General features: G+C 70.1%; 1 protein-coding gene (cut by a window edge). It reads right to left on the bottom strand.

From position 1 onward, the window contains the following. A protein-coding gene (locus tag OG226_RS44680) for a non-ribosomal peptide synthase/polyketide synthase (RefSeq protein ID WP_329352332.1) crosses the window boundary here: on the bottom strand, positions 1 to 14,469 show its 5' portion. Its footprint begins 8,229 nt before the window's first position; only the first 14,469 of its 22,698 coding nucleotides appear in the window; its start codon is at positions 14,467 to 14,469; its stop codon lies off the left edge, out of view.

Below are 14,469 nucleotides of genomic sequence, written 5' to 3'. Positions count from 1 at the left end.
CGGATAGTTCTCGTAGACGACGAGCGTGTCGAACTCAGCGCCCGGACCGGCGACCTGCTTGATCTCAGCCAGCCCGAGGTGCTGGTGACCCATCACGCCGAGCCGGCGGCGCTGCAGTCGGTCCAGCATCTTGAGTACGGATTCCCCGCCATCCAACTCGACCCGTACCGGCAGGGTGTTGATGAACAACCCGATCAACGACTCCGCACCCGGCAGATCCGCCGGCCTCCCCGCGACCGTCGTCCCGAACACCACATCCTGGCGTCCGGACAGACGGGCGAGCACCAGAGCCCACGCGCCCTGAACCACCGTCGCCATGGTGACTCCGCCCTGACGGGCCACGTCGTTCAGGGCCCGCGTCAGTTCGGCGCTGCACTCGACACGTACCGCCTCGGGCCGCATCGGCAGCCGGGCCGGATCCACCGGAGCAACCAGCGTCGGCTCCTCCGCCCCGGCCAGTTCCTCCCGCCACACAGCCCTCGCAGCCTCCCGGTCCTGACGACCGAGCCACGACAAGTAGTCCCGATACGACCGCACCGCAGGCAGCGCCTGGACGCCGGCGCCCGCCCGGTACACCGTCTGCAGCTCGTTCAGGAGGATCGGCAACGACCAGCCGTCGAGCACAATGTGATGGGTCGTCATCACCAGACGATGGCGCCGCTCGCCGAGACGAAGCAGCAACAGCCGCAGCAACGGCCCCCGTCCGAGATCAAACCCGGCCGACAACTCCTCCCCCGACAAACGGGCCGCCTCAACCTCCGCCTCAGCCTCCGACAGACCACTCAAGTCGACCTCAAGCCAAGGGAGTTCCACCTCCTGTGCGACGACCTGCACCGCCTCACCCGACACCAACCGATGGAACCCCGCACGCAAAATCGCATGCCGCCCAAGCACCACATCCCACGAAGCCCGCAACCGGGCAACATCCAAGACCCCGTCCAGAGCGAGCGCACGCTGACCCGCATACACATCCGCCCCGGCCTCGTCATCGAACGACGAGTGGAAGAGCAGACCCTCTTGAAGCGGGGACAGCGGCCACACATCCTCCAGACCGGGCACCGCCAACTCCAGCTCCCTCACGCCCCCTTGAGACAGGGAAACCAACGGGAAGTCAGAGGGGCTGTGGCCGCCGGCCCCGTCGCGGACCTGCTCCACCAGTCCTGACAGTGCCTCCGCCCACGCCTCCAGCAGCGCGCGTGCCCGGTCGGCCTCCAGCAACCGTTCCGGCCAGGCCAGTACCAGTTCCAGCACCGGGCCGTCTGTCAACTCCCGTACGGAGCCCAGCAGTTCCACCGCGTGCATCACCGAGGCCTCCGGCGCGCCTCCCGCTCCGAAGCCCTCACCGGTTCCCACACGCCCGAGGTAGTTGAAGCCAACCTGCGCCGACGGCAGCCCCGCCAACTCGTCGGCCGTCTCCGAATTGACGTACCGCAGCAGACCGTAGCCGAGCCCGTCCCCGGGCACCGCCCGCACCCGCTCCTTCACCCCGAGCACCGACACACCACCATCGACACCCGCGCTCAGCCGTACGGGACGCGAGGACGTGAACCAGCCCACCGTCCGCGACAGATCAGAGATCCCCGACAACGGCTCACGGCCATGCCCCTCGACATCCACCAGGAATCCATCGCCCACACCCGCTGACCACTCACCGACCGCCCCGGCAAGCCCGGCCAACAACACCTCATCCACCCCGGCATGAAACGCCGACGGCACCACCGTCAACAGCGCGGACGTCACCTCCGCCGAAACGGTGACCGCCACCTCGCGAACCGTCGCCCCCACATCCACCAGCGGATCCAACGGAACATCCGTCAGCAACACGTCCGGACCATCCCCCGCCACCACCGCCCGCCACGCCGGCAACTCAGCCACCCGCTCCGACCGACCCGCCTCCACCGCCAACTCCCGCGCCCACGCCCGGAACGACACCGGAACCGGATCCAACTCCACAGGACGCCCCTCAGCCAACGCCGTGCACGCCAGCTCCAGGTCAGGCAGCACTACCTGCCACGAGACGGTGTCCACGACCAGGTGGTTCGCCACTACGACCAGTCGACCCGGCACCTCCGGTCCCGCGTCCAGCCACACCACCTGCACCATCACACCGGCCGCGGGATCCAACCGCCCCACCGCCGCGTCGATCTGTTCCCGCACCACAAGCGCCGGATCAACCCCGGCCACATCCACCCGCGCCACCAGCCCGGACACATCCACCGCATCCGCTTCGGGCACCGCCAGCACCCCGGACTCCACCACCAACCGGGCCCGCAACACCTCATGACGGTTCATCACCGCGCGCAAGGCGGCGACAAGCACCTCAAGGTCCAGGCCTGCCGGCGCCGCCATGACCCCCGGCTGGACGATCCGCGCCACGGCCGCCTGGCCGACACGATCCAGCAGTTCGCGCATCACCGGGGTCAACGGCACCTCACCTACACCCGTGTCCCCGGCGAGGGCAGACACGTCCTCGGACACGGCCGCCACCAACGCCAGCCGCTCCGGGGTCTTCTCCTCGAAGATCTGCCGAGGCGTCACCACCCAACCGGAACGACGAGCCCGGGACGCGAGCTGCATCGACATGATCGAGTCGCCGCCCAACTCGAAGAAACCGTCCCCGACGCCGACGTCCTCCAGCCCCAACACCTCGGCGAACAGGGCGCAGAACGCCTCCTCGCCGGGCGTCGCAGGCACACGGGTGGCAATAGACGCAAGGTCGGGCGCGGGCAGGGCGGAGCGGTCGATCTTGCCGTTGACGGTCAGCGGGAACGTGTCGAGTACGACGACCGCCGACGGGACCATGTACTCCGGCAGGCGAGTGGCAGCGAAGGCCCGCAACTCCTCGGCGTCCGCGTGCCCAACGGTGTAGCCGATCAGCCGACCGTCCCGCGCCAGCACCACAGCCCGCTCAACCTGCGCGTGGGCGGCCAACACAGCCTCGACCTCGCCGAGTTCGACCCGGAACCCACGGATCTTCACCTGCGCATCCGCGCGCCCCACGAAGTCCAGCAAACCGTCCACTGTCCACCGGACCAGGTCCCCGGTGCGATACATCCGCCCGCCGCCACCACCGAACGGGCACGCCACGAACCGTTCCGCCGTCAGATCCGCCCGACCGATATAGCCACGGGCCAGACCTGAACCCGCGATGTACAACTCCCCCGCCACACCCACCGGAACAGGCCGCAAGAACGCGTCCAGGACGTAGGTGCGGATGTTGGGCAGGGGGCTGCCGATCACCGGCGGGGCGTCCTCGCCCGTGATGCCCTCCTCCAACAGGACGGCGGTGGTGATGACGGTGGCCTCGGTGGGCCCGTAGGTGTTCCATACCCGAGCCCCTTCGCGCCACCTGGCCGCGAGACCGGCCTCCAGCCGCTCCGCACCCAGCACCCAATTCCGCACCCCTGGAACCGAGTTCGGCTCCAGAGCCCCCAACAGCGACGGCACCACACTCGCACTGTCGACTCCATTGGACTCGACCATCGCGGCGAGGGCGGACGGGTCCTGCCGCTCCTCGGACGAGGCGATCGCCAGCGTGCCTCCGGCGGCCAGCGTCACCGCCACGTCCAGCACCGCCGCGTCGAAACCGAACGACGCGAACTGCAACGCCGTCACACCAGGTTCCACACCGAGAACAGGACGCATGGCCGACGCCAGATTCGCCACGGAGGCGTGTGCCACCGCGACGCCCTTAGGGCGCCCCGTCGACCCCGACGTATAGATGACGTACGCCAGTTGGCCCGGATCTACGGCGGCGCTGTCCGGCCCCTCGCCGAACTCGATCTCCAGCTCCGCGGGCAGGACGGTCCCCACCTCGGCCGGCAGCCGGCCCGCTGTCTCCTCCGCGACAAGCACCAGCTCGGCGTCACTGTCCCCGACCATGAACGCCAGCCGCTCGGACGGGTACTCCGGATCCAGCGGGACGTACGCCCCACCGGCCTTCCACACCGCCAGGACCGCGGTCACCATCTCGACTCCGCGCGGCAGGCACAGCCCCACCCGGGACTCACGCCCCACCCCTCGCGCCACCAATCCACGGGCGACGGCGTCCGAGCGCGCGTCCAACTCGGCATACGACAACGACTGCGACGGGTCGCCGGAGCGTACTGCCGTCGCCTGCGGAGTCTCCACGGCCCATCGGCGGAACCGCTCCAGGACCGTGCCGGGCTCCGTCGGCCGGGCAGTGGCGTTCCACTCCTCCACCACCACGGCCCGCTCGGACTCGTCCAGCAGCTCAAGCTCGGCGAGCCGGACCGTCGGGTCCGCCGCGATCCGCTCCAACGCGCGCACCACGCGATCGATCAGGGTCCGGGCTGCGTCGCCGTCGAAGGCGTCCGGGCGATAGTCCAGCCGTAGCGTCAGCCCGTCCTCGGGCCGGACGCCCAGCGCCAGCGCGAAGCTCGTCGACTCGCGTGACGAGACGCCTGAGATCGTCAGGCCCGCCGCTGAAGGCTGTGCCGCCGGATCTCCCGGGTAGTTCTCGAAGGCCAGCAAGGTGTCGAAGGTCGCTCCGGGACCGGCGGCCCGCTGCACCTCGCTCAGCCCGACATGCTGGTGATCGAGCAACGCCGACTGCCGCGCCTGAAGCGCCCGAAGCGTCTCGCGTACCGACCGGGCCCCATCCAGATCGACCCGCACCGGCAGCGTGTTGATGAACAGACCGAGCATCGCCTCCATCCCCGGAAGCTCAGCCGGACGCCCCGCAACCGTCGCCCCGAACACCACCTCCCGACGACCCGTCAACTGCCCCAGCACCAACCCCCAGGCCAGCTGCACCACGGTATTGAGCGTCACACCGGCACCACGGGCAACCCGCTCCAGTCCCTCGACCAGCCCCTCCCGCGCCTCGACCTCCAGCGACTGAGCCAACACGGCATCCGTCCCGGCGACAGTGGGCGCGACGAGCGTCGGCTCCTCAATCGGCGCCAGTTCGGCCCGCCAGGCCTCCAGCGCGGCCGACATGTCCCGACCGGCCAACCAAGTCCAGTACGGCCGCGACGACACCGGCACACCGAGCCCACTGGCCCGACCGTCGGCCGCGTAGAGCGCCCACAACTCCCGCATGACCAACGGGAGCGACCACCCGTCGAGGAGAAGGTGATGGAGCGTCACCACCATCTGGTACTGCCGGTGGCCGACGCGCACGAGCGCCACCCGCAGCAGTGGAGGCGCGGCGAGGTCGAATCGCGCCGACCGCTCCTCCGCACCCACCCGCGACGCGGCACCGTCGCCCAGCCCCGTCAAGTCGACCTCACGCCAAGGCAGTTCGACCCGATCGACCACCACCTGTACCGGACCCGCAGCACCTGCCACCTGCACGAACCCGGCCCGCAGCGCGGCATGCCGATCAACCAACGCCTGCCACGACGCCCGCAGCCGACCCCCGTCCACCTCACCATCGAGCCCCAACACCATCTGCTCGACATAGACATCCACCCCGTCTTCGTCAAAGAGGGAATGGAACAGCAGACCCTCCTGAAGCGGAGCGACGGGAAGGACGTCCACCAGCCCCGGAACCGCCGCTACAACCTCCTCCACCCCGGCCTGGTCCAGCACCACCAACGGGAAATCGGACGGCGAGTGACCACCCGCACCCGCCCGAACATCCGCGGCCAAACCGGTCAGCGCATCGACCCACGCCTCCACCAACGCCCGCGCCCGATCAGCCCCCAACAACCGCTCCGGGTAAGCCAACCTCAGCTCCAGCACCGGGCCGTCTGCCAACTCCCTTACAGAGCACAGCAGTTCTACCGCGTGCATCACCGAGGCCGCCGGCGCACCTCCCGCTCCGAAGCCCTCACCGGTTCCCACACGCCCGAGGTAGTTGAAACCGACCTGCGCCGACGGCAGCCCCGCCAACTCCCCAGCCGTCTCCGGGTTCAACCAGCGAAGCAGCCCATAGCCGAGCCCGTCCCCGGGCACCGCCCGCACCCGCTCCTTCACCCCGAGCACCGACACACCACCATCGACACCCGCGCTCAGCCGTACGGGACGCGAGGACGTGAACCAGCCCACCGTCCGCGACAGATCAGAGATCCCCGACAACGGCTCACGGCCATGCCCCTCGACATCCACCAAGAACCCGCCCACACCGGCGGCCCACTCACCGACCGCCCCAGCGAGCCCGGCCAGCAACACCTCATCCACCCCGGCATGGAACGCCGACGGCACCACCGTCAACAGCGCGGACGTCACCTCCGCCGGAACGGTGACCGCCACCTCGCGAACCGTCGCCCCCACATCCACCAGCGGATCCAACGGAACATCCGTCAGCAGCCCGTCCGGACCATCCCCCGCCACCACCGCCCGCCACGCAGGCAGCTCAGCCACCCGCTCCGGCCGACCCGCCTCCACCGCCAACTCCCGCGCCCACGCCCGGAACGACACCGGAACCGGTTCCAACTCCACGGCGCGCCCCTCGCCGAGCATCGTGAGGGCCCGCTGAAGATCAGGCAGCAGGACCTGCCACGAAACGGTGTCTACGACCAGGTGGTTCGCCACGACGACCAGCCGCCCAGGGACCTCCGGCCCCGCGTCCAGCCACACCACCCGCACCATCACACCGGCCGCGGGATCCAACCGCCCCACCGCCGCCTCAGCCTGCTCCCCCACCAGAACGGCCGGATCAACTCCGACCGCCTCGACCCGAGCCACCAGCCCGTCAACCGACACCGCAGGGCTTTCCGGTACCACCAACACCCCGGATTCCGGCACCAACCGTGCCCGCAACACCTCATGACGCTCCATCACCGCATGCACGGCGGCGACAAGCACCTCGCGATCCAGCCCCGGGGGCAGCGTCAGCACACCCGGCTGAACGATCCGCCCGACCCGCTCCGACCCAACCCGGTCCAGCAGTTCGCGCATCACCGGGGTCAACGGCACCTCACCTACGCCCGCGTCCGAGCGCCGTGCGTCCCCCGTACCGGACGAGGCACCGGCCACCTGCGCCAGTCGCTCGGGCGTCTTCTCCTCGAAGATCTGGCGGGGCGACACCGTCCAACCTGCGGAACGGGCCCGGGAAGCGAGCTGCATCGACATGATCGAATCGCCGCCCAGCGCGAAGAAGCTGTCCCCGAGCCCGACTTGCCCCAGCCCCAACACCTCGGCGAACAGGGCGCAGAAGACCTCCTCGACCTCGGTCGACGGGGCACGCGTATCGGCCGGCGCGAGGTCGGGGGCAGGCAGGGCGGACCGGTCGACCTTCCCGTTGACGGTCAGCGGGAACACATCAAGGACGACGACAGCCGACGGGACCATGTACTCCGGCAGGCGAGTGGCGGCGAACTCCCGCAGCGCCTCGGCTTCCACGTCCCCGAGCACATACCCGACCAGCCGACCGTCACGAGCCACCACCACGGCCCGCTCGACCAACGCATGCCCCGCGAGGACGGTCTCGACCTCGCCGAGCTCCACTCGGAAGCCGCGGATCTTCACCTGCGCATCCGCACGCCCGACGAACTCCAACTGCCCGTCGCCGGCCCAGCGAGCCAGGTCCCCCGTCCGATACATCCGCCCGCCATCACCGAACGGGCAAGCCACGAACCGCTCGGCCGTCAGATCGGGCCGGTTGATGTATCCGCGAGCCAGGCCGGCTCCGGCAACGTAGAGGTCACCCGTCACGCCGTCAGGGACGGGCCGGAGGAACGCGTCCAGGACGTAGGTACGGACATTGGGCAGCGGACGTCCGATCGCCGGCGGCGCGTCCTCACCGGTGATGCCCTCCTCCAACAGGACGGCGGTGGTGATGACGGTGGCCTCGGTGGGCCCGTACGTGTTCCACACCCGAGCGCCCGCACGCCACTTCGCCGCCAGACCGGCCTCAAGCCGCTCCGCACCCAACACCCAATTCCCCACCCCTGGAACCGAGTTCGACTCCAGCACCCCCAGCAGAGACGGCACAACGCTCGCCACCTCGACCCCGGCCGCCGCAACCATGGCCGCCAACGCGGACGCGTCCTGCCTTTCACCTGCCGAGGCAATCGCCAACGTCCCCCCGGCGGCCAACGTGACGGCCACATCCAGCACCGCCGCGTCGAAACTGAACGACGCGAACTGCAGTGCCGCCACCCCGGGTTCCACACCGAGGACGGGACGCATGGCCGACGCGAGGTTCGCCACGGAGGCGTGCGTCACCGCCACACCCTTCGGACGACCCGTCGACCCCGACGTATAGATGACGTACGCCAGTTGGCCGCCGCCGACCTCCGGCAGGTCGCCCGAGTCGCTCCCCAACTCGCCCAGCAGCACCGTCTCCACGTCCACCGACAGCAGTTCTACGGTCTCCTCCGCCACCAGCACCAATTCCGCACCGCTGTCGGCCACCATGAACGCCAGCCGCTCCGCCGGATACTCCGGATCCAAGGGCACATACGCCCCACCGGCCTTCCACACCGCCAGCAGCGCCACGACCATCTCGGCTCCACGCGGCAAGCACAGCCCCACCCGCGACTCACGCCCCACACCGCGAGCGACCAGGCCCCGGGCCAGCATGTCCGACCGCGCGGCCAACTCACCGTAGGACAAGGCCTGTTGCCCGAACCACAACGCCGCCGCCGCCGGCGTCCGAACCGCCCACCCACGGAACCGCTCCACCACCGTGCCGGGCTCCGCCATCCGGTCGGTGGCGTTCCACTCCTCCACCACCGCGGCCCGCTCGGAACCGTCCAACAACTCGATCTCACTGAGCCGCAGTTGCGGATCGGCCGCCATCTGCTCCAGCACCCGAACCAGGCGGCGAGCCATCCGCAGGGCACTCCAGCGCCTGAACAGGCCGGAGCGGTAGTCGAGACGGATCGCGAGGCCGTCGGCCGGGGCCGGGGTAACCCCCAGCGCCAAAGCGAAGTTGGTCGACTCGCGAAGCTCGGTGGCCGTGACAGCGAGACCGTCGCCGAGGGGCTGGGCATCCAGGTTGCCCGGGTAGTTCTCGAAGGCCAGCAAGGTGTCGAAGGTCGCTCCGAGACCGGCGGCCCGCTGCACCTCGCTCAGCCCGACATGCTGGTGATCGAGCAACGCCGACTGCCGCGCCTGAAGCGCCTCAAGCGTCTCGCGCACCGACCTCGCCCCATCCAGATCGACCCGCACCGGCAGCGTGTTGATGAACAGACCGAGCATCGCCTCCATCCCCGGAAGCTCAGCCGGACGCCCCGCAACCGTCGCCCCGAACACCACCTCACGACGACCCGTCAACTGCCCCAGCACCAACCCCCAGGCCAGCTGCACCACGGTATTGAGCGTCACACCGGCACCACGGGCAACCCGCTCCAGGTCGCGCACCAGATCGACACTCGCGCGCTCGGTCACCCGGTCCAGGACGACGGACGCCGTCGCACTCAACTCGGTGGGCGCGACCAGCGTCGGCTCCTCGACCGGCGCCAACTCTGCCCGCCAAGCCTCCAGCGCCGCCGACATGTCCCGACCGGCCAACCACGCCCAATACGGCCGCGACGACACCGGCACACCGAGCCCACTGGCCCGACCGCCGGCCGCGTAGAGCGCCCACAACTCCCGCATCACCAGCGGAAGCGACCAACCATCCAGCAGCAAGTGATGCAGCGTCACCACCATCTGGAACCGGCGGTCGCCCACGCGTACCAGCGCCACCCGCAACAGCGGAGGCGCGGCGAGGTCGAACCGCGCCGACCGCTCCTCCGCACCCACCCGATCCGCGACATCGTCGCCCAGCTCCGTCAAGTCGACCTCACGCCAAGGCAGTTCAGCGCGCTCGACCACCACCTGCACCGGACCAACCGCACCCGCCGCCTGCACGAACCCGGCCCGCAGCGCGGCATGCCGATCAACCAACGCCTGCCACGACGCCCGCAGCCGACCCCCGTCCACCTCACCATCGAGCCCCAACACCATCTGCTCGACATAGACATCCACCCCGTCTTCGTCAAAGAGGGAATGGAACAGCAGACCCTCCTGAAGCGGAGCGACCGGCAACACCTCGGCCAACCCCGGAACCGCCGCCTCGATCTCCTCCACACCGGCCTGGTCCAACGCCACCAACGGGAAGTCCGACGGCGAGTACCCGCCCGCCCCCGCCCGAACATCCGCGACCAGATCGGCGAGCACGCCCGCCCACGCGTCAACCAGTCCCCGTGCCCGACCGACACCCAACAACCGCAGTGGGAACGCCAACCGCAGCTCCAGCACCGGACCTTCCGCCGACTCCCGCACCGACCCCAGCAACTCCAGGGCATGCATCACCGGAGCCTGCGGCGCACTCCCCGCCCCGAAATCATGGCCGGCCCCCACACGCCCGAGGTAGTTGAAGCCGACCTGCGCCGACGGCAACTCCGCCAACTCGTCGGCCGTCTCCGGATTGACGTACCGCAGCAGGCCGTAGCCGAGCCCGTCCCCGGGCACCGCCCGCACCTGCTCCTTCACCCCAAGCACCGACACGCCGCCGTCCGCACCCGCGCCGGCAGCCAACCGCACCGGATGCGAGGCGGTGAACCACCCCACCGTCCGCGACAGATCGGAGATGCCCGACAACGGCTCACGACCGTGCCCCTCAACGTCCACCAGGAACCCGCCCACATCGGCGGCCCACTCGCCGATCGCCCCGACAAGCCCGGCCAGCAACACCTCATCCACCCCGGCATGGAACGCCGCCGGCACCGCCGCCAACAGCGCGGACGTCACCTCCACCGGAACGGTGACCGCCACCTCGCGAACCGTCCCACCCACGTCCATCAGCGGATCCAGCGGCGCGTCCGTGAGCAACACCTGCGGACCGTCCACCACCTCCCGCCATGCCGCCAGCTCGGCCACCCGCTCAGGCCGACCCGCCTCCACCGCCAACTCCCGCGCCCACGCCCGGAACGACACCGGAACCGGATCCAACTCCACGGCGCGCCCCTCGGCGAGGGCCTCGTACGCGGACCACAGATCCGGCAGGAGCACCTGCCAGGACACCGCGTCCACGACCAGGTGGTTGGCCACGACGACCAGACGGCCCGGCACCTCCGGCCCCGCGTCCAGCCACACCACCTGCACCATCACCCCAGCAGCAGGATCCAACCGCCCCACCGCCGCCTCAACCTGCTCCCCCACCACAACAGCCGGATCAACCCCGACCACATCCACCCGAGCCACAGCCCCGGGCACATCCACCGCATCCGTCTCGGGCACCACCAACACCCCGGACTCCACCACCAATTGAGCCCGCAACACCGCATGACGCTCCACCAGAGCCGCCATCGCGTCCCGCAGCGCCGCCTCGTCCAGCCCCGCCGGCGCCTCCACGACCATCGACTGCACGACCGCGCGAACGCCCTCGGCACCAACCCGGTCCAGCACCTCGCGCATCACCGGCGTCAGCGGCACCTCACCGGCGGCGGATTCCGCCGGGCGCGCGCCGTCCACCGCTCCGTCGACCGGCGTCGCCACCACGGCCAACTGCGCCGGTGTCCGCAGCTCGTGCACCTGACGGGCGCCGACGACCAGACCCGCGCGCCGGGACCGCGACACCAGCAGCATCGCCGTGATCGAGTCACCGCCGAGCGCGAAGAAACTCTCCCCGACCCCGACCTCCTCCAGCCCCAACACCTCGGCGAACAGGGCGCAGAACGTCTCCTCGGCGGGCGTCGCCGCAGCCCGACCACCACCCGGCGCGGCCTCCGGCATCGGTAGCGCGACCCGATCGACTTTCCCGTTGACGGTCAGCGGGAAGACGTCCAGCACGACGACCGCCGACGGGACCATGTACTCCGGCAGCCGGGTGGCCGCGAACTCCCGCGCGTCCTCGCCGTCCGCGTCCCCGACGACGTATCCGACCAGCCGACCGTCACGGACCACCACCACGGCCCGCTCGACCTGCGGGTGCGCGGCCAGAACGGCCTCCACCTCACCCAACTCCACCCGGAACCCACGTATCTTCACCTGCGCGTCCGCACGCCCGACGAACTCCAACTGTCCGTCCGCCGTCCACCGCGCCAGATCCCCGGTGCGATACATCCGCCCGCCGCCATCACCGAACGGGCACGCCACGAACCGTTCCGCCGTCAGATCCGCACGACCGATATAGCCACGGGCCAGACCTGAACCCGCGATGTACAACTCCCCCGCCACACCCACCGGAACAGGCCGCAAGAACGCGTCCAGCACATAGGTGCGGATGTCGGGCAGGGGGCTGCCGATCGCGGGCGGCACGTCCTCACCGGTGATGTCCGCCTCCAACAGAGTGGCGGTGGTGATGACGGTGGCCTCCGTCGGGCCATAGGTGTTCCACACCCGGGCGCCCGCACGCCACTTCGCCGCCAGACCGGCCTCAAGCCGCTCCGCACCCAACACCCAATTCCCCACCCCTGGAACCGAGTTCGGCTCCAGCACCCCCAGCAGCGACGGCACAACGCTCGCCACCTCAACCCCGGCAGCCTCAACCATGGCCGCCAGAGCAGCCCCGTCCTGCCGTTCCTCCGCCGAGGCGATCGCCAACGTGCCCCCGGCCGCCAGCGTCACCGCCACATCCAGCACCGCCGCGTCGAAACTGAACGACGCGAACTGCAACGCCGTCACACCAGGTTCCACACCGAGAACAGGACCCATCGCCGACGCCAGATTCGCCACGGAGGCATGAGCCACTGCCACACCCTTAGGACGCCCCGTCGACCCCGACGTATAGATGACATAGGCCAGTTGGTCCGAAGGAACGTCCGGCAGAACCCCCGAGTCAGTCCCCAACTCCCCCACGAGGACCGTCTCTACGTCCGCCAGCAACCGGTCTACGGTCTCCTCCGCAGCCAGCACCAATTCCGCACCGCTGTCGGCCACCATGAACGCCAGCCGCTCCGCCGGATACTCCGGATCCAACGGGACGTACGCGCCACCGGCCTTCCACACCGCCAGCAGCGCCACGACCATCTCGGCTCCACGCGGCAAGCACAGCCCCACCCGCGACTCACGCCCCACACCGCGAGCGACCAGGCCCCGGGCCAGCATGTCCGACCGCGCGGCCAACTCTCCGTAAGACAAGGCCTGTTGACCGAACCGCAACGCCGCCGCGCCCGGTGTTCGCACCGCCCATCCACGGAACCGCTCCACCACCATCGACGCATCCACATCCCGCGCCGTACCGCTCCACCCGCTCGTCACCAGGGCACGTTCGTCGTCCCCCACCACTCCGATCCGCCGCACCGGTGCCGTCGGATCCTCGGCCACCCGCGCAATGAATCCGACCAGCGACCGCTGGACCGCGCGCACCCACGCCCGGTCGTAGAGCGCCGCGTTCGCCTCGACGGTGATCTCGATCCCCGAGCCGGCGCGGTCGATCAGCACTCCGAAATCCTCGACCAGTCGGGTCGACACGTCCCGTGCCACGCCTCGGCAGTCGCCGAAGGCCAACTCCCCGGTCCGGGGCAGGATGTTGAGGTACGGCCCGAAGTGCCAGCGGTCGCCCTCCGGCCAGCCCAGTTCCCGGCGTAGGTGCTCGCCCCGGTACCGCTGGTGGCGGAGCAGTTCACCGAGGGCGCCGTCGGCCGTGCGGGCGAGGTCGAGCAGGCTCGCCCCGGCGCGGACCGGGAACCGTAGGGGCAGCATGTTCGCCCGGGTGACGCGAGCCCACAGGTCCGCCTCGCTCACGCGTCCGGTCACGGGCAGGCTGAGCAGTGCCTCGGCCGAACCGGCCATTCCGCTCACGAAGGCGCCGGAGGCGGCGGCGAGCAGTCGGGACGTGCGCAGGCCGACGCGGTCCGCAGCGGATCGCAGCGCGTCGGTCGCGGCGGACGCGAGGCTGCCGGTCTCGCGCAGCACCGCTCCGGCGCCGGCCCCTGCTCCGGTCTCTTTGAGGAAACCGGAGACACCGGAAAGGCGCGGAACCTCGGCCAATTCCGGCCGGTCCGAGAATCGGTCGCACAGATACCTTCGGTCCTCGGTAAATTCGGGCGAGTTCCGGTACCTCTCCTCCTCGTCGAGTGCCTCACTCAACGAGACGAACTCGGCCTCCGGGCATATCGCGTCCGCGCCCCCGACGAGGGCCGAATACACCTCGGCGACCCGGTGCGCCACCAATGTGCACGCATATCCGTCAAGCAGCAGGTGGTTATAGCCCTGGAACCAGCAGTACCGATGGGAATCGAGACGGAAGAGCAGGAACGAGAACAGCCGCTCTCCGCGCGGGTCTTCCACGCCGGCGAGTTCTTCGCGCATCCGGGTTTCCATCCACGCCCGCGGGTCGCCGTCGGCCCTGTCCGGCTCCTCGATGCGGAGCGACCATCGTCGAGCGGGGTGCGGTACGACGCGTACGCCGCCGACGGCGTCCTCGGCGAATCGCAGGCCCAGGATCTCCGTCTCCTCGACCGTCCGGCGCAGCGCGGCCTCGAAGGCGGGCACGTCGAGCGCGCCCGTGATCTCGACGGCCTGCCCGACGCTGTAGAGCGCGCCCGTGCCTCCCAGGCGCTGTGCGTGCCAGATTCCCTCCTGGCTGTCGGACAAGGAAAAGCTGCCACCGATTCGCTCGCTCAT

Source organism: Streptomyces sp. NBC_01261 (assembly GCF_036226385.1).
Lineage (GTDB): Bacteria > Actinomycetota > Actinomycetes > Streptomycetales > Streptomycetaceae > Streptomyces.
The sequence above is the reverse complement of the archived record's forward strand: the minus strand, read 5'-3'. Positions and strand labels throughout refer to the sequence as shown.